Annotated in this window: 21 protein-coding genes; 15 read left to right on the top strand and 6 right to left on the bottom strand. The window is 67.1% G+C overall.

The window, feature by feature from the left end:
* The first annotated feature begins 42 nt into the window (after positions 1-42).
* The 4 genes from AEB_RS02700 (at position 43) to wecC (ending at position 4,073) form a co-directional block, all read left to right on the top strand.
* Positions 43-642, top strand: coding sequence for a hypothetical protein (locus tag AEB_RS02700; protein ID WP_188115287.1), 600 nt, complete (start codon positions 43-45; stop codon positions 640-642).
* 624 nt (positions 643-1,266) lie between these two features.
* Positions 1,267-1,527, top strand: a complete 261-nt coding sequence (locus AEB_RS02695) for a winged helix DNA-binding protein (protein ID WP_331851751.1) — start codon at positions 1,267-1,269, stop codon at positions 1,525-1,527.
* Between the two features lie 37 nt (positions 1,528-1,564).
* Complete coding sequence (gene wecB, locus AEB_RS02690; protein ID WP_119081815.1) at positions 1,565-2,689, top strand: non-hydrolyzing UDP-N-acetylglucosamine 2-epimerase; 1,125 nt, start codon at positions 1,565-1,567, stop codon at positions 2,687-2,689.
* 73 nt (positions 2,690-2,762) lie between these two features.
* A complete protein-coding gene (gene wecC / locus AEB_RS02685; protein WP_119081814.1) occupies positions 2,763-4,073 on the top strand; it encodes a UDP-N-acetyl-D-mannosamine dehydrogenase in 1,311 nt (436 codons plus the stop codon).
* Between the two features lie 9 nt (positions 4,074-4,082).
* Here the strand turns inward: wecC and AEB_RS02680 are convergent, their stop codons facing one another.
* The 4 genes from AEB_RS02680 to AEB_RS02665 form a co-directional block, all read right to left on the bottom strand.
* Positions 4,083-4,487, bottom strand: coding sequence for a GFA family protein (locus tag AEB_RS02680; protein WP_119084410.1), 405 nt, complete (start codon positions 4,485-4,487; stop codon positions 4,083-4,085).
* 59 nt (positions 4,488-4,546) lie between these two features.
* Positions 4,547-5,371, bottom strand: a complete 825-nt coding sequence (gene fabI / locus AEB_RS02675) for an enoyl-ACP reductase FabI (protein ID WP_119081813.1) — start codon at positions 5,369-5,371, stop codon at positions 4,547-4,549.
* Positions 5,372-5,389: 18 nt separating this feature from the next.
* On the bottom strand, positions 5,390-6,403 hold the full coding sequence (locus AEB_RS02670) for a YihY/virulence factor BrkB family protein (protein WP_119081812.1): 1,014 nt from the start codon (positions 6,401-6,403) through the stop codon (positions 5,390-5,392).
* Positions 6,404-6,476: 73 nt separating this feature from the next.
* Positions 6,477-7,436, bottom strand: coding sequence for a DnaJ C-terminal domain-containing protein (locus AEB_RS02665; RefSeq protein ID WP_119081811.1), 960 nt, complete (start codon positions 7,434-7,436; stop codon positions 6,477-6,479).
* Between the two features lie 80 nt (positions 7,437-7,516).
* Between AEB_RS02665 and pdxH the strand changes: the two genes are divergently transcribed.
* The 3 genes from pdxH to AEB_RS02650 are packed head-to-tail and all read left to right on the top strand — an operon-like array spanning position 7,517 to position 9,890.
* Entirely contained in the window at positions 7,517-8,119 is a 603-nt protein-coding gene (gene pdxH, locus AEB_RS02660) for a pyridoxamine 5'-phosphate oxidase (protein WP_119081810.1), read from the top strand.
* The gene (locus AEB_RS02655; protein ID WP_119081809.1) at positions 8,116-9,075 is read left to right on the top strand and encodes a cation diffusion facilitator family transporter; all 960 of its coding nucleotides are present in this window, start codon (positions 8,116-8,118) and stop codon (positions 9,073-9,075) included. The genes pdxH and AEB_RS02655 overlap by 4 nt, the downstream gene beginning before the upstream one ends.
* Entirely contained in the window at positions 9,072-9,890 is an 819-nt protein-coding gene (locus tag AEB_RS02650; RefSeq protein ID WP_119081808.1) for a PhzF family phenazine biosynthesis protein, read from the top strand. Before AEB_RS02655 ends, AEB_RS02650 begins: the two co-directional genes overlap by 4 nt.
* 3 nt (positions 9,891-9,893) lie before the next feature.
* Here AEB_RS02650 and AEB_RS02645 read toward each other — a convergent pair whose 3' ends face one another.
* Positions 9,894-11,048: a serine hydrolase domain-containing protein gene (locus AEB_RS02645; protein WP_119081807.1), complete on the bottom strand. Its 1,155-nt coding sequence runs from the start codon at positions 11,046-11,048 to the stop codon at positions 9,894-9,896.
* 30 nt (positions 11,049-11,078) lie between these two features.
* Here AEB_RS02645 and AEB_RS02640 point away from each other — a divergent pair, with 30 nt between their 5' ends.
* On the top strand, positions 11,079-11,426 hold the full coding sequence (locus tag AEB_RS02640) for a hypothetical protein (protein WP_119081806.1): 348 nt from the start codon (positions 11,079-11,081) through the stop codon (positions 11,424-11,426).
* A gap of 1 nt (position 11,427) precedes the next feature.
* Here AEB_RS02640 and mnmA read toward each other — a convergent pair whose 3' ends face one another.
* A complete protein-coding gene (mnmA, locus tag AEB_RS02635; protein ID WP_119081805.1) occupies positions 11,428-12,573 on the bottom strand; it encodes a tRNA 2-thiouridine(34) synthase MnmA in 1,146 nt (381 codons plus the stop codon).
* A 105-nt stretch (positions 12,574-12,678) separates the two neighbouring features.
* Here mnmA and AEB_RS18055 point away from each other — a divergent pair, with 105 nt between their 5' ends.
* From AEB_RS18055 to AEB_RS02605, 7 genes are all read left to right on the top strand, one after another.
* Positions 12,679-13,014, top strand: a complete 336-nt coding sequence (locus tag AEB_RS18055; protein WP_145985258.1) for a hypothetical protein — start codon at positions 12,679-12,681, stop codon at positions 13,012-13,014.
* Positions 13,011-13,310 carry a CtrA inhibitor SciP gene (gene sciP / locus AEB_RS02630; RefSeq protein ID WP_119081804.1) on the top strand — a complete coding sequence of 100 codons (300 nt, stop codon included), beginning with the start codon at positions 13,011-13,013 and terminating at the stop codon, positions 13,308-13,310. Before AEB_RS18055 ends, sciP begins: the two co-directional genes overlap by 4 nt.
* Before the next feature lie 113 nt (positions 13,311-13,423).
* On the top strand, positions 13,424-13,684 hold the full coding sequence (locus tag AEB_RS02625; RefSeq protein WP_119081803.1) for a GlsB/YeaQ/YmgE family stress response membrane protein: 261 nt from the start codon (positions 13,424-13,426) through the stop codon (positions 13,682-13,684).
* A 249-nt stretch (positions 13,685-13,933) separates the two neighbouring features.
* Entirely contained in the window at positions 13,934-15,145 is a 1,212-nt protein-coding gene (locus AEB_RS02620) for an efflux RND transporter periplasmic adaptor subunit (protein ID WP_119081802.1), read from the top strand.
* 3 nt (positions 15,146-15,148) lie between these two features.
* Positions 15,149-18,562, top strand: a complete 3,414-nt coding sequence (locus tag AEB_RS02615) for an efflux RND transporter permease subunit (RefSeq protein WP_119081801.1) — start codon at positions 15,149-15,151, stop codon at positions 18,560-18,562.
* Positions 18,563-18,644: 82 nt separating this feature from the next.
* Complete coding sequence (locus AEB_RS02610) at positions 18,645-19,853, top strand: DUF445 domain-containing protein (protein WP_119084409.1); 1,209 nt, start codon at positions 18,645-18,647, stop codon at positions 19,851-19,853.
* Positions 19,850-20,383 carry a GNAT family N-acetyltransferase gene (locus tag AEB_RS02605; protein WP_119081800.1) on the top strand — a complete coding sequence of 178 codons (534 nt, stop codon included), beginning with the start codon at positions 19,850-19,852 and terminating at the stop codon, positions 20,381-20,383. The genes AEB_RS02610 and AEB_RS02605 overlap by 4 nt, the downstream gene beginning before the upstream one ends.
* Positions 20,384-20,451 lie beyond the last annotated feature (68 nt).

Below are 20,451 nucleotides of genomic sequence, written 5' to 3'. Positions count from 1 at the left end.
CAAGTTTTCCGGGCGGAGCGCCCGCGCCTGAAGGATAACGCCATGACTCGCCTCGCCGTCGCCCTGTTCGCCCTTTCGGCCGCCGTCGGCCTCGGCGCCTCGCCTGCCTCCGCGCAGGAAGCGGCGGGAGACCGGGTCAACACCGTCATCATCTATGGGGATGACGAGTGCCCCAAATCCACCGAGGGCGAAATCACCGTGTGCGCGCGGCTGGACGAGACCGAGCGCTATCGCATTCCCGAGCGGCTCCGCCAGAGCGATGATCCGGCCAATGAAGCCTGGAGCCAGAAGGTCCTCGCTTATGAAACGGTGGGCGATTTCGGTCCGCTTTCCTGCACCACGATCGGTGCCGGCGGCGAACTGGGCTGCACTGCCCAGATGATCGAGGCGGCCTATGCCGAAAAGCGCGCGGGCTCCAACGTTCGCTTCAGCGAACTGATCGCGCAGGCGCGGGCCGAGCGGCTCTCGACGATCAACGAGGAAGCGGCCGATACCCAGTCGCGTGTCGAAGAAATCGAGCGGCAATATGCCGAACGCCAGCGCGCGGCGCAGGAAGGCGACGATTCGCAGGCCCCGCGCCCGGCCGACGAGACGCCGCGCGTCGTCGATCCCGCCAAGCTCGCCCAGCCGCCGCAAAACTGAGACGGGCCGGCCTAACGCGTTCACCCCTGTCCGGTGCGACACCGATTCGGGTGCGGAGCGAATCGTTATGAGGCCAAACGAATGCCTGGCCCGTTTGACTCCGACAATTTATTGTTGATTTTTTCAAGTCCGCTCCGGCCGTCGTGTGTCTCTCAGCCGCGGCGATACGGATAGATGCGGGGGTTCGGACGGTTGCTGCCGATTTGTGCCGAAACGGCACGATGACTGAAAACCGAACGAATGGCCAGATACGAAATGACCCTTATTAATAAACCCTTGCGGCCCTAGGTGGAAACGCGAAGAGTCTGCGCACAATCAACGTTGAGAGGTGAAAATGCCTCACAGATCGCATGTTGTGCTTCAGGAGTTGACGGAGCAGGTCGAAAGCATCGCCGCCCGTCTAGTCGCTTTGCGGGACGAGGAGGAAGACTCGCCTGACATCGTTCTGCCGTCCGACAGGATTGCTTACCTTGACCGTCCGCGCGCGGGGCCGGACCGGAGCGATTCGCGTGTTACCCCCAAGGCCAAGCCGCCGCTGCCGGACCCGCGGCTTGTGCGCCTTATCGCCAAACAGAGGCGGTTGCGTAGCAACGCATTTGACCCCCAGTTGTTCGGGGAGCCCGCATGGGACATGCTGCTCGACCCACCGCCGCGCGTGGCGAGCACAAGCGTGTCTCGGTGTCCTCGCTATGCCTGGCGAGCGGTGTCCCGACGACCACCGCCTTGCGCTGGATAAACGAGATGGTGGCGGCGGGTTGGCTGGAGCGGGAGCAGGACGAGCAGGATCGCCGCCGGGCCTTCATCTCGCTCAGCGATCGCGCTGCTCGCGCCATGGCCCGCTACTTCGAGGAGACCTTGATGATGTGGCAGGACAATCTGCTGTAAGCAGGCGCTTAACCAAAATACGCTAGGGGGCTGGGGCATGACTGCCCCACAGCGCATCCTCACCGTTTTCGGCACGCGGCCGGAAGCCATCAAGCTCTTTCCCCTCATTCATGTGCTGGAAGCGGACGCGCGCTTTGACAGCCGCGTGTGCGTTTCCGCGCAGCATCGCGGGATGCTCGATCAGGTGCTGGAGATTTCCGGCGTGGTCCCCCATCACGATCTCGACCTGATGACGCCGGACCAGACGCTGGATGCGCTCACGGCGCGGCTGCTTACGGGCCTCGGCGCGGTGATGGATGAGGAGCGGCCGGACTGGGTGGTGGTGCAGGGCGATACGGCCACCGCCATGGCCGGCGCCATGGCCGCCTATTACCGCAAGATCCGCGTCGCGCATGTGGAGGCAGGGCTGCGCAGCGGGAACATCTATCACCCCTGGCCGGAGGAGGTGAATCGCAAGGTCATCGGCGCGATCGCCGCACTGCATTGCGCGCCCACGGAGACGGCGGCCGAGGCGCTGCGCCGGGAGAATGTCGCCCCCTCTACCGTGCATGTCACCGGCAATACGGTGATCGACGCGCTGCATTGGATCACCGGGCGCATCGCGCGCGAGCCCAATCTTGCCGGCGGCCTTGCCAATCTGGAGGCGCGCTTTGCCGGGAAGCGGATCATCGGCGTCACCAGCCACCGGCGCGAAAATTTCGGGGGCGGCATGGAAGCGATCGCCCAGGCCGTCCGCACCCTGGCCGCAAGGCCGGACGCGGCGGTGATCTTCCCCGTCCATCTCAATCCCAATGTGCGGCAGGTGATGAACGAGGCGCTGGGCGGGCTGGAGAACGTCGCCCTGATCGAGCCGCTCGACTATCCCCACTTCGCCCGCCTGCTCGATATGTCCACGCTGATGCTGACCGACAGCGGCGGCGTGCAGGAAGAGGCGCCAGCGCTGGGCAAGCCCGTGCTGGTGATGCGCGAGACCACCGAACGGCCGGAGGGCGTGATCGCCGGCACCGCGCGGCTGGTGGGCACCGATGCGGAGCGGATCGTGGCCGAGGCCACACGCCTGCTCGACGATCCGGATGCCTATTCCGCCATGGCGCGGGCGCATAACCCCTTCGGCGACGGCAGGAGCGCGGGGCGGATCGCGGAACTGCTCGCCGCCGCCTGACATGTTGGCGGAAGCGTTACCGCTTCCTTCACCCTTTTGCGCGATGCCCGGACCAGACGGCGAAAGGCGATTCATGCGCGGACAGGAACTTCCCACGGTCAGTGTGATCGGACTCGGCTACATCGGCCTGCCCACGGCGGCGGTGATCGCCCGCGCCGGGATGCGCGTGCGCGGCGTGGATGTGTCGCAAGCCGTGGTGGATACGATCAACCGGGGCGAAATCCATATCGAGGAAGTCGATCTCGACGGGCTGGTGCACGGTGTGGTGCAGCGCGGCCTGCTGTCGGCGGCGACCGATATCGCCCCTGCCGACGTCTTCGTGATCGCCGTGCCTACCCCCTTCCATAAGGACGGCCGGCATACGCCCGACATCTCCTATGTGCTCGAAGCTGCGCGAAACGTGGCGCGTGTGCTGAAGCCGGGCGATACGATCATCCTCGAATCGACCTCGCCCGTCGGTACGACCGTGGAAATGCGCGACATGATCGCCGCCGAACGGCCGGATCTCGCCATGCCCGGCCTCTGCGAAGGGACGCCCGACGTCTCCATCGCCTATTGCCCCGAGCGTGTGCTGCCCGGCCGCATTCTCGAGGAGCTGACCAACAACGATCGCTCCATCGGCGGCATCACGCCGCGGTGCGCGCGCAAGGCGCTGGCCTTCTACAAGCGCTTCGTGCGCGGCACCTGCGTGACTACCGACGCGGCGAGCGCGGAAATGACCAAGCTGGTCGAAAACGCCTATCGCGACGTGAACATCGCCTTTGCCAACGAGCTTTCGGTGGTCGCCGATGCCATGGGGCTGGACGTATGGGAGGTGATCCGCCTCGCCAACCGGCATCCGCGGGTCAACATCCTCAACCCCGGTCCGGGCGTGGGCGGCCACTGTATCGCGGTGGACCCGTGGTTCATCGTCCATGGCGCGCCTGAACAGACGCCGCTGATCCGCACGGCGCGCGGGGTGAACGATAACAAGATCCACCATGTCATCGCCCGCGCGAGTGCGCTCGTGGAGGCAAGTCCCAGCGCGAAGGTCGCCTGCCTGGGCCTAGCCTTCAAGGCGAATATCGACGATTTTCGCGAAAGCCCGGCCCGGCTGGTGGCCGCCACCCTCGCACGGCGCTTCGGCAGCCGCATCCATGTGGTGGAACCCTATGCCGCCGAGCTGCCGCGCGAATTCGAAGGCACGGGCGCCAGCGCGATCGACATCGATACGGCGCTGGAAGAATGCGACGTGCTGATCGTGCTGGTGGATCACGATGTGTTCAAATCCGTGCCGCTGGCCGAGCGGGCGGACAAGGTGGTCTATGACACGCGCGGGATCTGGCCGGATCAGCCCCAGCTTGCGCCCGGGGCCGTGCAGCCCGCTCTCCGCAAGGCTGGGTAACGCCCCGGATCAGCCGCCGGGAAACCGCTCGAACTCCGCCATTTCGCCAAGCCGCGTCATCCACGGCAGCCGTTCCGCCGTCTGGATCTGCGCCGTGGGCGCATGCTCCGCCGCGTCGTCCAGCGTGGCCGACTGGATGTCCACCACCCCGGGCAGCATCTCCGCATTGAGGAAATAGAGCCCACTGCCGCATGTGCCGCAGAAATGGCGGACGGAGCCCCCCGATCCGTGAAAGGCCTTGGCCGTGCCCTTGGTCACGCGAAAGCCATCTTGGGCAAAGGCCATCCACGCCATCACGGGCGCGCCGGAGGACGCCCGGCAATCGCCGCAATGGCACAGGGCATGGTGCAGCACCGGCCCTTCGACCTCGTAACGCACCTCACCGCAGCGGCATCCACCGGTAAGCATTGGCATCCCCTGATCCGAATCACTCCATATCAGGAACATACCACGAACAAAGCAGGCGGGAAAGCTCAGGCCAGCGAGATGTCCGGCGCGTCCTCCTGCTTCATGCCGACGACGTGGTAACCGGCATCCACATGATGCACTTCACCGGTAACGCCGGATGACAGGTCCGATAGCATATACAGCCCTGCGCCGCCGACATCCTCGATGGTGACATTGCGCCGCATGGGCGAATTCAGCTCGTTCCATTTGAGGATATAGCGAAAATCGCCGATGCCGCTGGCCGCCAGCGTCTTGATCGGGCCAGCGCTGATCGCATTCACGCGGATGCCGCCCGGCCCCAGGTCGTTGGCGAGATATTGCACGCTGGTTTCCAGCGCCGCCTTGGCCACGCCCATCACATTGTAATGCGGCACGACCTTTTCAGCACCGTAATAGGTGAGGGTGAGGATCGAGCCCCCGCCGCTGCCGTCTTCCGCGAGCGGCGGCATCATTGCCGCGGCGCGGCGCGCCACCGCCACCAGCGAATAGGCGGAGATGTTCATGGTCATCAGGAAATTGTCGAGGCTGGTATCGACATAGCGGCCGCGCAGCTCGTTCTTGTCGGAAAAGCCGATCGCATGGACCACGAAGTCGATCGTTTCCCAGCGTGCCTTCAGTGCCGCGAAGGTGCCGTCCAGCGCCTCCATGTCGGACACGTCGCATTCCAGGAGGAAGTCCGAACCGAGCTGTTCCGCCAGCGGCTTCACCCGCTTCAGCAGCGCGTCCCCCTGATAGGAGAACGCCAGTTCCGCACCTTCTTCACGCAGCTTCTTCGCAATGCCCCAGGCCAGCGACTTTTCGTTCGCGAGGCCCATGATCAGACCGCGCTTGCCCTGCATCAGCGAACCCATCGCTTGCCTTCCTCCGTATTATTTTCCGTGCATCCGGCGCTGCCGGTTGTCGAGCTGGCCCACCCGATCCTGTTCCTCCTCGGGCGTTTCGGCCAGCGCGGCGTTCAGCTCCGCACCCATGACCATCCCTAAGCCGACGAGCCAGAAAAAGAAAAGCGTGATCATGATTCCGGCCAGCGAGCCGTAGGTGAGATTGTAGGAAAACATCGTGCGCAGCACCGGCGGCAGCCAGATGGTCACCAGCACCCACCAGCCGGTGACGAGCAGCGCACCGGGCCATTTGGGATAGCGCCGGTTGCGATAGGCCGCCGGGGTCAGCGTGTAGAACAGCAGGTAGATGGAGCCGAAGAGTCCGAAGGCAGGTATGACCCGCGAAAGCGACAATTCGCCCAGTGCGCTTTCCAGTTCGGGCAGCCAGATGGAGATGAATTCCTGCGCCGCGCCGATCAGCACCTGGGCGATCAGGCTCAGCAACAGCAGCACCACCGCGCCCACGATGATCCCGGTCGACAGCAGCCGGTATTTCCAGAAAGCCTTGGTGGATTTGGTGCCATAGGCGCGCCGCAGCATGTCGCGGATCGTTTCCACCAGGCTGCCCACCGTCCACAGGCCGAACAATCCGCCGGCCCACAGGAACCAGCCGCTGCGCTGTTCCACCACATTGCGGGCGACCGGCTCGATCACTTCGCGCACCACCGGCGGCAGGGCCGTGAGGACCGCATTGATGGAGGCCATCCGCTCATGCTCTTCGCCGAACGCCGAAAAGATCGCCGCACCGGTGATGAAGAAGGGGAAGATCGCCAGGATCGCCATATAGGCGAGATTGCCCGCGTGGATGAAGCCGTCGTTATAGGTACCCAGGGCCACGCGGCGCAGGATTTCAAAAGCCCGGCCGCCCAGCCCCACGTCTTCGGCCATCCGCTCCGCCAAGCCGGCGCGGTGGCGCAGAGCTTCGCGCCGCCGCCCCTCGGGCGAAAGGTCCACCTGCGGCGCTTCGGGGATGTCCTGCTCCGGATGCAGCGGTGCAACCATGCGCCCTACCTATCAGGCACCGGCTGCCTGTCGAGCCCCCGGCGGACCATACCGCCCGGCCTGCCCCAGCGGTTCAGACGCCCAGATGGTTCCGCACCGCCGCCGTATCGTGCCAGCCTTCCAGCCTGCGCGTGAGTTCGGCCAGATCGGCGGGCAGGGTGACTTCCAGCCGCACCAGCTGATCGCCGCGCCCGCCGCCCTTGCGGGAAAAGCCCTTGCCCTTGAGGCGCAGGATCTTGCCCGAAGCGGAGCCGGGCGCCACCGTCATCATCACCGCGCCTTCCACGGTGGGCACCTTCACCTTTGCCCCGTTCACCGCCTCGTCCAGCGTGACCGGCAGTTCCAGCCGGATGTCGTCGCCATCGCGGGTGAAGAAGGCATGCGGCTCGATCTCCACCGTCACCAGCGCATCGCCGCTGCCGGCGGGGCCGGGCTGGCCCTTGCCCTTGAGGCGCATCTGCGTGCCGTCTTCCACCCCTTCGGGCAGCTTGAGGTCGATCGTCTTGCCGTCGCCCAGCGTGATGCGCTGCGGCTTCAGCGCCGCCGCATCGGCGAAGGGCACGCGCAGCTTGTAGGAGACATTGGCCCCGCGCTGCGGCGGGGGTGGCGGGGGGCGCCGGCCGAAGCCCGCGCCGCCGCGCGCGCCGCCCATGCCGCCGCGGCCGCCGAACAGCCCTTCGAAGATGTCGCCCAGATCCACTTCCTCGCCGCCCATGCCTTCGAAGTCGCGCGCGGAATAGCTGCGCGACTGGCCACCGCCGGGCCGGCCGCCGAAGCCGCCGAACCCACCATTGCCGAAGGGCATGGCGGGGTTGCCGTCGGCGTCTATTTCGCCCCGGTCGAACTGCGCCCGCTTGTCCTTGTCGGACAGCAGGTCGTAGGCGCGGGTCACTTCGCTGAACCGCTCGGAAGCGTCGGGCTTGTCCTTGTTCCGGTCGGGGTGCAATTCCTTGGCGAGCTTGCGATAGGCAGACTTGATGTCCTGCTCGCTCGCGGTGCGGGCCACGCCCAGTGTTGCGTATGGATCTGCCATGGTGTGTTAGCTAGGTAATGCAATGATCCGGCGCAAGCGCAACACTTTCCTGCGCGCGGCGGAAAGGATAGTGGCAGGCCATGGAACCTGCAGCCGACGCCATCCCCGCCACCGACCCCTTCGCCCTGTTCGACGCCTGGTTCGAAGAGGCGCGCGCCAGCGAGCCGAACGACGCCAATGCCATGGCGCTCGCCACGGCGACGCCGGAGGGCGCGCCCTCCGTGCGGATGGTGCTGCTGAAGGGTCACGACCCCGATGGTTTCGTGTTCTACACCAATGCGCAGAGCCGGAAGGGCGGGGAAATCCTCGCCAATCCGCAGGCCGCGCTGCTGTTCCACTGGAAGAGCCTGCGGCGGCAGATCCGCATCGAAGGGCCGCTGAGTGAAGTGACGGCGGCAGAGGCCGATGCCTATTTCCACTCGCGCCATCCCGATTCGCAGCTTGGCTCGGCCGCCAGCGACCAGTCGCGCCCGCTGGCTTCGCGCCAGACCTATCTGGACCGCGTGGAGCAGCTGCGCGCCGCCTATGGCGACGGCGAAATCCCCCGCCCGCCGCACTGGACCGGCTTCCGTCTCGCGCCCGTGCGGATGGAGTTCTGGCAGGATCGCGCGCACCGCCTGCACGAGCGGCGGCAGTTCAACCGGGTGAATGGGGGCTGGCAGAGCGCCCTGCTCTACCCATGAGGGCAGCCGGGCGGGAGGATCGCGCCCCTTCGCGCGCATGGCTGACGCGCAGCGCCGCCTTCGCCTCCATCGCGATGGCGCTGTTCCTGTCCACGCTCAAGATGTGGGCCGTGTGGCGCACCGGATCGACGGCCATGCTCGGCAGCCTCGCCGATTCGGCGCTCGATCTCGTCGCCAGCCTGGCGACGCTGGCCGGGGTCTGGATCGCCGCGCAGCCCGCGGATGAGGAGCATCGCTTCGGCCATGGCAAGGCGGAGGCGCTGGCGGCCATGTTCCAGGTGATCCTGATCGTGCTGTCTGCCGGGGCCATCGGCTTCCGGTCCGTGCTCGGCCTGTTGGACGGCGGGCGGACGCAGGCCGCGGGTGAGGGCATCACCGTGTCGGTGATTGCCATCGGCGCCACTTTCGCGCTGCTGGCATGGCAGCGGCATGTGGTCCGCAGCACCGGCTCGGTGGCGATCCGCACGGACAATCTGCACTACCAGTCCGACCTGCTGCTGAACCTCGCGGTGATCGCGGCGCTGGTGCTGGATCAATATCTCGGCTTCGGGCGGGCCGATCCACTGTTCGGCCTGCTTATCGCCGGCTGGCTGCTGTGGGGCGCGTGGCATGCCTCGGTAGAGGCGGTGGACGCGTTGATGGACCGCGAATGGCCGGAGGAGAAGCGCCTTGCCTTCGTGGAGCGGGCTGCGCGCCATCCGGAGCTCAGCAAGCTGCACGATCTGCGCACCCGCAGCAGTGGCGAGCGGGATTTCGTGCAGTTCCACGTCGATCTGCCCGGCAGCATGAGCGTCGCCCGCGCCCATGCGATCCTCGAACAGGTGGAGGCCGATCTGCAGGCGGCGTTCCCCGATACCGACATTTTCATCCATATCGACCCTGCCGGCCATGTGGACGAGCCCGGCAACGAGCTGGCCGAGGATGACGAGTTCGCCAAGCTGAAGGACCAGGAATGAGCCGCAACAGCCTGCCCTACTGGCATGTCGATGCCTTCGCCGCGCGCCCCTTCGCCGGCAATCAGGCAGCGGTCATGCTGCTGGAGGAATGGCTGGCGGACGACCAGCTCTGCGCCATCGCGGCGGAGAACATGTTCGCCGAAACCGCCTTCCTCCTGCCCGATGCCGGCGGTGCGTCGGATTGCGAGCTGCGCTGGTTCACCCCGACGCAGGAAATTCGCCTGTGCGGCCATGCCACGCTGGCGAGCGGCCATGTTCTGCTCTGCCGCGATGGGGGTGACCGCGTGACCTTCCGCACCCGCAAGGCGGGCGTGCTGGAAGTGCGGCGCATGGCCCCCACCAGCGATCACCGGGGCGGCTATGAACTGGCTCTGCCGGCCATCGCCACCGAGCGGTCCGACTGGCCCGAAGCCGCGGCGCTGCTTGGCGCGCAGCCGGTGGAAGTGTGGCGCAATGCCGATGGCTACGACGTGTTCTTCTTCGAAAGCGAAGCTGCGGTGCGCGGCCTGCAGCCCGATCTGCGCGGACTCGCGGCGCTGGGGGACAATGCCTTCATCTGCACCGCACCCGGTGCGAACAGCGACGTGGTCAGCCGCGTCTTCGTGCCCGGCGCCGGCGTGGATGAGGACAGCGTCACCGGCTCCGCCCATGCGGTGCTCACCCCGCTATGGGCCGAACGGCTCGGCCGCAGCAGCTTCACCGCGCATCAGGCCTCGACCCGGGGCGGCGATCTTACCTGCCGGCTGGAGGGTGACCGGGCCTGGCTGGGCGGGCACTGCGTCACCGTGGTGGAAGGGCGCTTCTTCCCCGGCTGAGCCTCAATCGGCGGGATAAAGCGCGGCCACCTGCGCCAGCGCCTCCACCAGCGCCGCCCGGTCCTCCTCGTCGGTCTTGCCCAGCCTGACGATCGTCAGCTTCTGGGCGGGAGAGACGAGGATGTACTGGCCGAGGTGCCCCACCGCCGCGAACAGCGAGGCCGGGCCCTGATCGGGGAACAGCACGCGCCGGTCGCCACCCGAATCCCGGTTGAGCCACACGCTGGCGCCATAATCCGGGGCGCGCGGGCTGGCGTGCTTCATGAAGTCGATCCACCCGCGCGGCACGATCTGCGCGCCTTTCACCGAGCCGCCATGGCGCAGGAATTCGCCGAAGCGCGCCCAGTCCGGCGCGGTGGCCCATATCATGCTGCCGCCCATCATCGTGCCCGCCCGGTCATATTCGGCAGTGAGCGACTTCATCCCCAGCGGCACGCCCAGCCGCGCGTGGAGGAAATCGTCCATGGCTTCGCGCCGGACTTGGGGGGTGCCGTCGGGCGCCAGCACGCGGGTGGCGATGTCGGACAGGATCACGCTGCTGGCGGTCGAATATTCGAACTCGCGGCCCGGTTCATGCTCCAGCGGCTGCGCCTCCGCCCAGCCGGCCATGTCGTCGCGCCCGTCGAGGAACAGCATGCGCACTTCGTCCGAGGTGTAGACAGGCTCCGCCTTCTCCTGGTGCCGCAGGCCCGAGCGCATCTGCAGCAGCTGGCGCAGCGTGATCTCGCCGCGGGGATCGCCGGCGCGCTGCCAATGCGGAATGGGCGGCGATTCGTCGAGCCGCAGGCGCCCGTCCGCAACCATCATTCCGATCAGCACGCCGGTCACGGTCTTGGACATGGACCAGCCGAGGAAGGGCGTTTCCGGGCCGTAGCCCTCGCCATAGCGGCTGGCGGCCACTTCCCCCGCATGCATCACGATCAGCGCGCGCGTTTCGCCGAGATCATCCCGGGTGAACAGCGCATCCACCGCCCGCGCCAGCTTCTCCCGGTCGGTGCCGGGGTCGGCCACCACCGCCGCCATCGCCTCGGGCGGGACGGGCGGGGGCGGAGGCGGCCCCTCCTCCTTGCAGGCGCCGAGCAGGAGAAGCGGCAGCAGGGCTGGCAGCAGCGCGGCGCGGAGGCTAGGGGAGCGGCAGATCTTGAACACAGGCGTCATCTCGGCGCTGCTTCCTCCAGGCATCGGGCAATGGCAACCGCAAAGAACCGCAGCATCGGGCCGAACCGGCACTGGCCGCGCATCCTGCTGCTGGCGGTGGTACTGCTGGCGGTGCTGGGATGGTATTATCAGGCCCCGATCCGGGGCTACACCACTCTTGGCACTGCGTTCGGCGCGCGCACCGCCTGTTCCTGCCGCTTCGTGGCCGGCCGCAGCCTGTCGGACTGCAAGAAGGATTTCGAACCCGGCATGGAAATGGTGTTCCTGAGCGAGGACGAGGCAGCGAAAAGCGTCACCGCCCGGGTTCCGCTGATCGCCAGCGAAACCGCCCGATTCCGCAGAGGATATGGCTGCGTGCTGGACCGCTGGGACCGCTAGGTCAGGCCGGCTCGGTCGAATCGATCCATCCGCCGCCGAGCACCCGCTCCCCGGCATAGATTACCGCCGCCTGCCCCGGCGCAACGCCATATTCGGGTTCGGCGAAGCGGATCGTGCAGGCGGCGCCATCGCCCAGCGGCCCGTCCAGTTCCACCGGCACCGGCCGGGCCAGCGAGCGAACTTTCGCGGTGAGCGGCCCCGCCGGCAGCGGCCCGATGCGGTTGGTGTCCACGATGGTCGCCGCGCCAACCGCCAGCATCCGGCGCGGGCCCACGCGCACTTCGGCCCGGCCGGCATCGAGCTGCACGACATACAGCGGCTCCGCCTGCCCGCCGATCTCCAGCCCCCGCCGCTGGCCCACCGTATAGTGGATCACGCCCTGATGCGTGCCCATCACTTCGCCGGTTTCGGCATGGACGATATTGCCGCCGCGCGCCCCCTCCGGCCGCACGGAGCGGACGATCTTCGCATAATCGCCATCAGGCACGAAGCAGATGTCCTGGCTGTCGGGCTTGGCCGCCACGGCAAGGCCGAAGTCCCCGGCGATCCGCCGCACCTCCTGCTTGGGCAGGCCGCCCAGCGGAAAGCGGAGGTAGTCGAGCTGCGCTTCGGTGGTGCCGTAGAGGAAATAGGACTGGTCGCGCGCCGGATCGATCGCGCGGTGCAGTTCGGCCCCGGCGGGGCCCGCCACGCGGCGCACGTAATGGCCGGTCGCCAGGCAATCCGCGCCCAGTTCGCGCGCCATGCGCAGCAGATCGGTGAATTTCGGCCCCATGTTGCAGCGAATGCAGGGGATCGGCGTGCGGCCTTCGAGATAATCCTCGGCGAAGCGCTCCACCACCTCCTCGCGAAAGGCGCTTTCGTGGTCGAACACATAATGGGCGATGCCCAGGCGGTCGGCGACCTGCCGCGCATCGCGGATGTCGTCGCCCGCGCAGCAGGCGCCCTTGCGCCCGGTGGCGGCGCCATAATCATACAGCTGCAGCGTGATCCCGATCACCTCGGCGCCGCTGGCGGCGGCCAGCGCGGCGACAACGGAACTGTCCACCCCGCCCGACATAGCCACCACGATCCGGCAGCTGGCCGGATCGCGCGGAAGGTCGAACAGGGCCGCGGCACGCAGGGGGGATTCGAGGCGGCTTTCCATCGCGCCGCCCTTACACGCCGGGCGCCGCGCTGCCAAACCGCCGGCTAACATGTGGTGAACGCCGGCTTTACCTGATCTTGACGGTTGCCGGGGTAGGGCTGGGGCATGTTCCAGGGAAAGACCCCAGAGGCCGGGCATCGGCAGGCGGTGGAGCCGGATGCGCATGGCAGCGAACCCTTGCGGCAGCTCGCCTGGGCCGATTTGGTGAACCGGCTTGCCGCTTCGCGTGGCGTGCGCGCGGCCACCTCATCCGAGGCAGAAGAAGAGGCCGGCCCCGGAGTGGCCCCCTTCGATGCCTCGTCCGAACCACGGATTCCCGGGCATCACGATGGTAAAAATCCCGTTAACCTTGAACATTCAGGCAATCGCAAAGTGACCGTCGCACAACATCGCTCCACGCAAGAGCACGGCCGAGGGCCCGCGAGCCGAGGGAAGCAATGATCGAGAACCAGAAAATCCGTCCGGCACAAGTAATCGGCCCGCTGGGCGAGCCGCTGACTCTCGACGATCTTCCGGCCCCCTCGACCAAGCGCTGGGTCGTGCGCCGCAAGGCCGAAGTGGTCGCCGCCGTCAATGGCGGCCTGCTGACGATCGACGAGGTGCTCGAACGCTACAACCTCACGCTGGAGGAATTCGCCAGCTGGCAGCGTGCCGTGGATCGTTCCGGCATGCAGGGCCTGCGCGTCACCCGTATCCAGCATTACCGCGATCTCTACGAACGCCAGCTGAAATACTGACCGTTCCTGCGTCCATCGCGGACACCCCTGGCCGCGCCAGGGAACGCAACCATTCCTGCGCCGTTCATCCGGCGGGCACGCATGAAGCGCCGCCCTTAACAGGAGGGCCTGGAATGGGTTGGATAGCGACGATAATCCTCGGCGGCATAGCTGGATGGCTGGCGAGCATGGTCATGAACCGGGATGCCTCCATGGGCATTCTCTGGAACATCATAGTCGGCATCGTTGGCGGCATCATCGGCAGCGCCATCGGGAATGTCACCGGCTTCCTCACCACCGACGCGAACTGGGTGATGTACCTGATCACCGCATTCGTCGGTGCGGTTGTACTGCTGGCGATCGTGAACATGATCCAGCGGGGCCGCGTGCGCTGACGCGCGGACAATTTGATACAAATTCCCCGAACGGGCGGACAGCACTGCTTGTCCGCCCGTTTTGGTGTGGGCCGGGCAAGTCTCTCGTCGGCCCCCGGCGCGCGCTCGCAGAGTGGTGGATTGCTTGAGTAACGCACCGCGTATAAGGCGTCTGACGTAATTTTCCGCGAGGATTTGCGGAAAACACCATATCGTTGGGCCGGCGCGGGCGGTGACTGCTGCCCGCGAAGCCAGGGGCTGAATGCGCGCATGAACTACGAAACGACCATGAACTACAGCGGCCCGGCCGATCCCGAGGCTGGCGAGACGGTCGAAACCGAAGCCGCGGCTGCGTCCACGCGCCGGCGGCGCATCATCGTGGCAGCGTTGATCGCGGCCGTGCTGATCGCGATCGCCGCTGCCCTGCTGCTGAGCGGCGGGGAAGAGGCCGATCTGTCGGCGGATGCGGAAACCGTGCCCAGCGTCACCGTGCTGGCCCCGGGGCAGGGCACGATCGCCGGCGTGATCAATGCCACCGGCACCATCGCTGCCCGCCGCGAAATGCCCGTGGGCGTGGTGGGCGAAGGCGGCCGCGTCGTCTCGGTGCCGGTGGATCAGGGCGAATGGGTGCGCCAGGGGCAGGTGCTGGCGGTGATCGACCGCGCAGTGCAGAGCCAGCAGGCCGCCAGCGCAGCTGCCACCGTTTCGGTGAACAAGGCGGATGCGGAACTGGCGCAGGCCAATCTCGACCGTGCGCTCAAGCTGGTCGACCGCGGCTTCATCTCGAAGGCCGATGTCGATCGCCTCACCGCCACGCGCGATGCGGCCGTGGCGCGGGTGAAGGTCGCCGAAGCGCAATATCGCGAGTTGCTGGCCCGCAACGACCGGCTGAATATCGTCGCCCCCGCCGCGGGCCTGCTGCTGACCCGCAGTGTGGAACCGGGCCAGGTGGTCGGCGCGGGCTCCACCGCGCTGTTCTCCATCGCCAAGGGCGGGGAGATGGAAGTGCAGGCGCGGCTCAGCGAGACCGATCTCGCCCGCGTGTCCGTGGGCACCAGCGCCACCGTCACTCCGGTGGGTACCGGCAAGCAATTCACCGGCCAGGTATGGCAGGTCGCGCCGACGATCGACGAGCAGAGCCGCCAGGGCATCGCCCGCGTCGCGCTGGCCTATGCGCCCGAACTGCGGCCCGGCGGCTTTGCCGAAGTGCGGATCAACAGCGGCACGGTGGTGGCCCCGCAGCTGCCCGAAAGCGCGATCCTGTCGGATGAGGATGGCTCCTTCGTCTATGTGGTGGACAAGGATAACAAGGTGCGCCGCCGCAAGGTGACGACCGGCCTCGTCGCGGCTTCGGGCATCGCCGTCACCTCCGGTCTCGAAGGAAACGAGAAGGTCGTGCTGCGTGCCGGCGGCTTCCTGAACGAAGGCGACACGGTGCGCCCGGTTGCGGAGCGTGCGGAGCCCGCCGGGTCGGCGCGCTAAGCCATGAATTTCCGCAACATCTCGGCGTGGTCGATCCGCAATCCGATCGTTCCCATCGTCCTGTTCATCGGCCTGACGCTGGCGGGGATCGTCTCGTTCAGCCGCATGGACGTGAACGACAATCCGGACATCGATTTCCCCGCGGTGATCGTCGAGATCAGCCAGCCGGGCGCCGCACCGACCGAGATCGAGACGCAGATCACCCAGAAGGTGGAAGCGGCGGTGCGATCGGTGAACGGGGTGGACCAGATCCAGTCCACCGCCACCGAAGGCAGCAGTGTCACCACGGTACAGTTCATCATCGGCACCGATGCGAACAATGCGGTGAACGAGGTGAAGAACGCGGTGGACCAGGTCCGCGGCGATCTGCCCGAAGGCATTCTCGAACCGCGCGTCACCAAGGTGGAAGTCGGCGGCAACGGCCCGATCGGCTATTTCGCCGTGGCGGCAGACGACATGACGATGGAGCAGCTCAGCTGGTTCATCGACGACACGATCTCGCGCCGCTTGCTGTCCATCGAAGGCATGGCGGCGGTGAGCCGCGCCGGCGGCGTGGACCGCGAGATCCGCGTAGTCCTCGATCCCGCGCGGATGCAGGCGCTCGGCGTCACCGCGGCGACGATCAACACCGCGCTGCGGCAGGTGAACACCGATGCCGCGGGTGGCGAGGCGCAGATCGCCGGATCGCGCCAGTCCGTGCGCGTGCTCGGCAATGCCGATACGGCGCGCGATCTCGCCAAGACCCGCATCCGCCTCAGCAATGGCGTGACGATCCGCCTCGACGATGTGGCCGAGGTGTTCGACGGCTATTCCGAACAGAGCTCCATCGCCAAGATGCGCGGCCGGCAGGTGGTGACCTTCGGCATCGAGCGGGCCAAGGGCGCTTCCGACGTCACCGTCTATGACGCGGCGATCAAGGAGCTGAAGTCGATCGAGGAAGACAATCCCGGCATCCACATCACCCAGCTCTTCACCAGCGTGGAATACACCAAGGACCAGTACGACAGCTCGATGCACGCCATGATCGAAGGCGCGCTGCTGGCGATCGTGGTGGTGTTCCTGTTCCTGCGCGACTGGCGCGCCACGATCATCGCCGCGCTGGCGATCCCGCTCTCCGCCGTGCCGACCTTCTGGTTCATGGACATGATGGGCTTCACGCTCAACACGCTCTCGCTGCTGGCGCTGAGCCTGGTGGCGGGCGTGCTGGTGGACGACGCCATCGTGGAGATCGAGAACATCGTGCGCCACATGCGCATGGGCAAGACGGCCTATCAGGCCTCGATCGACGCGGCGGACGAAATCGGCCTCGCCGTGGTCGCCACGACCATGTCGATCGTCGCCGTGTTCCTGCCGGTGGGCCTGATGCCGGGCATTTCCGGCCAGTTCTTCAAGAACTTCGGCCTCACCGTGGTGGCCGCCGTGCTGATGAGCCTGGCGGTGGCGCGGATGATCACGCCGATGATCGCGGCCTATTTCCTCAAGGCCCATGGCCACGCCGAACATGGCGAGGGCTGGCTGATGGACCGCTACATGGGCATCCTGCGCTGGACGCTGGACGAAACGAAGACGGAAAAGCGCCGCCAGGGCATGGCGCCCGCAGTGCGTAGCGGCTGGAACGCCGCCGGAGAGACGCTGTACTGGCTGGCCGTGTTCGCCGTGGTGCTGGTGGTGGCCTATGTCGTGGCTGGCACCGGGATTCCCGGTCTGCCCGCATGGCTGCCCACTTCGCTGCTGCTGATCGTGCTGCCCGTCGCCGCGGGCTTCGCTGTCGGCTGGGTGCTCAACCGCGTGATCTATGCCACCGGCGGCGGCTTCGCCCAGGCGCATGAACGCTTCATGCTCCGCGTCCGCTCGCGCACGGTGGACCACCGTTTCTGGATGTTCCTCGCCGGCATCGGCGCGCTGGTCATCACCGCGCTGCTGCTCACCCATCTGCCGCAGCAATTCGATCCGACCACCGATTCGGACACCAGCCGCGTCAATATTGAAATGGTGCCCGGCACCACGATCGAGGAGACGGAGCGGGTGACCGATCGCGTCACTGCGATCGTGGAGAAGCAGCCCGAGGTGGAGCGGGTGCTGGAACGCATCAACGAGGGTGAGGCGCGGCTGTTCGTCGTGCTGCGGACCGACCGCGAAACCCCCAGCTATGAGTTCGAGCGCAGGCTGAATCCCGAACTGCAGAAGATCGCCGATGCGCGGGTGAGCTTCGCCTCGCAATCGGGCGGCTTCGGCACCGGGCGCGATATTTCGGTGATGCTGACTGGCTCGGACCCCGATGTGCTGCAATCCGCCGCGCAGACCTTGGCGGAGCAGATGCAGTCCGTCCCCGGCGTGGTGGCTCCGCGCATCGATGCCGATTTGCAGCGGCCCGAACTGGTCATCGTGCCCCGGCTCGATCTGGCGGCGCAGCTCGGCGTCACCACCTCCGCGCTCAGCCAGGCGATCCGCATCGCCACGCTGGGCGAGATCGACCAGAACGCCGCCAAATTCTCGCTCAGCGATCGCCAGGTGCCGATCCGCGTGGTGCTGGCCAAATCCTCGCGGCAGGATTTCTCCACCATCGAGAACCTGCCCGTCACCACCGCCAGCGGCGGCTCGGTGCCGCTCAGCCGCGTGGCGGATATCCGCTTCGGCGCGGGGCCGACGCAGATCCAGCGCTTCAACCAGTCCCGCCGCATCTTCGTCGGTGCCGATCTCGGCGAAGGGGTGGTGAAGGGGCCGGTGATGAACGCCATCAACGCCCTGCCGATCATGAAGGATCTTCCCGCCGGCGTGTCCAACCGCCCGGTGGGCGAGGATGAATGGCAGCAGGAGCTGATCCAGAACTTCATCATCGCCGTCATCAGCGGGGTGCTGCTGGTATTCGCGGTGCTGGTGCTGCTTTACAAGCGCTTCGTATCGCCGCTGGTGAACATGACCTCGCTGCTGCTCGCCCCGCTGGGCGGTCTGCTGGCGCTGTGGATCAAGGGCGATCCGATCTCCATGCCGGTCTATATCGGCCTGCTGATGCTGTTGGGCATCGTCGCCAAGAACTCGATCCTGCTGATCGACTTCGCGCTGGAGGAAATGCACTCGGGCGTGCCGAAGAAGGCTGCGATCATCGATGCCGGGCACAAGCGCGCCCAGCCGATCCTGATGACGACCGTGGCGATGACGGCGGGGATGATCCCCACCGCGCTTTCGCTCTCGGGCGATGCGGCCTGGCGCGCGCCGATGGGCATTGTGGTGATCGGCGGCCTGCTGCTGTCCACATTGCTCACCCTGCTGATCGTGCCGGCGGGGTTCAGCCTGGCCGATGGCTTCGAAAAGCGGCTCGGCCCCTGGCTGCGCGAACGCTTCCTCACCTATCGCCCCGGCGACAGCGACGGCAGGCGCCGCGATCATGGGGCGACGGAGGCCCACCCCGCCGAGTGACCGGGGCGCGGGAGTGACGGCGCGCAGGCAGCTGCCGCGCCCCGCCGCGCCGCCGGTGCCCCCGGTCGATCGCGCGCGGCGCATGCGCATCACCGCCACCGCGCTGCTGGTGGCCATGGCGGGCCTGTTCCTGCTCGGCCATCATTATCAGGCGGTGCATCCCGGCTGGGGCTATCTGCGCGCCTTCGCCGAAGCGGCGATGGTGGGTGGGCTGGCGGACTGGTTCGCGGTGACGGCGCTGTTCCGCCACCCACTGGGCCTGCCGATCCCCCACACCGCGATCATCCCCGAAAACAAGGATCGCATCGCCGATACGATGGCGGGCTTCCTGCGCAGCAATTTCCTGACGCCGGCCGTGGTCGCCCGGCGCATGCGCGATCGCAATTTCGCCCGCGGCATCGGCAATTTCCTGCTCCAGCCGAGCGGCAGCGGCGAAGGGCGCGTGCGCGCGGGGGCGGGCGAATTGCTGGCCGGGTTGCTGGAATCGCTCGATCCCGAACGGCTGGGCATGCAGGTGCGCGCCGGGCTGGCCCAGCAGCTGGAGAAGTTCGATATCGCGCCGCTGCTGGGCAATATGATCTCCACCGCCATGGCCGACAACAAGCACCGCCCGCTGATCGATGCCATCGTGCGCTGGGTGGGGCTGGCGCTGGAAGACAATGAGGAGATGGTGCGCAGCATGATCCATGCGCGCGCCAATGCCCTGCTGCGCTGGACGGGGCTGGACGAGCGGCTGGCCAATTCCGTGGTGGACGGGCTCTATCGCCTGCTGGCCGAAGTGCTGGTGGACCCCGATCATCCGCTGCGCGGCAAGGTGGAGGAAGGGCTGCGCCAGCTGGCGGAGGATCTGAAGCATGATCCCGCCACCCAGGCGAAGGTGGCGGCGATGAAGAAGGAGCTGCTGGACAATCCCGCCGTGGCCGATTGGTGGATGAGCGTGTGGGAACGGCTGCGCCACGGCCTGATCGAGCGGCTGCGCGATCCGCAGGGCGAGCTGCCGGGCCAGCTCGGCGGCGCCATGGCGGAGCTTGGCCGGGCGCTGCATGACGATGCGTCGCTGCAATGGCAGGTCAATCGCTTTGCCCGGCGCACGGCGGTGGGCGTGGCGACGCGCTATGGCGATCAGATCGTGAAGCTGGTGTCCGAAACGGTGCGCCGCTGGGATGCCCGCACGGTGACGGAGCGGATCGAAGGCGCAGTGGGTCGCGATCTGCAATTCATCCGGATCAACGGCACGCTGGTGGGCGGGCTGGTCGGCGTGGCGATCCACGCGGCGACGCAGCTGCTATGATCGTCTTCCCCACGCTGTATACGGAACGGCTGGAGATGACCGCTCCCGCTCAGGGCGATCTGCACCCGCTGCATGATCTGCTGACGGAGGGGGATACGGCGCGCTTCCTTGCCAATCTGGATGGCCTCCGCGGCCAGTTCGACCGGCTGTGCCGCAATGCCGGCAGCTGGGTGCTCTATGGCTATGGCATCTTCATGCTGCGCCGGCCGGATGAGGATGGGCTGATCGGCACCTGCGGCATCTTCCACAGCTGGCGCGGGCTGGGGGCGGATTTCGATGACAGCCCGGAAGCCGGCTGGATCATCGGCGCGCCCCACGTGGGGCAGGGGCTGGCCGGCGAAGCCATGCGCGCCGCCCTGGCGTGGTTCGAACACACGCATGGCGAACGGCGCATCGTGTGCATGATCTCCTGCGGCAACGTGCCCTCGCTGCGGCTGGCGGCAAAGCTCGGCTTCCGCCGCATGCGCGAGGCGCAGCTTCCTGCGGGCGATTCGGTCATCCTGTTCGAACGTCCGCCCGGCGGGGCGTGACGCGGCGCCCGCTCACAGCTTCTCGGTCACGCGGCGATGTAGCTGCTGTAAAGGCAGCGAATCGCCGG

The organism is Altererythrobacter sp. B11 (genome assembly GCF_003569745.1).
Taxonomy (GTDB): Bacteria; Pseudomonadota; Alphaproteobacteria; order Sphingomonadales; family Sphingomonadaceae; genus Croceibacterium_C.
The sequence above is the reverse complement of the archived record's forward strand: the minus strand, read 5'-3'. Positions and strand labels throughout refer to the sequence as shown.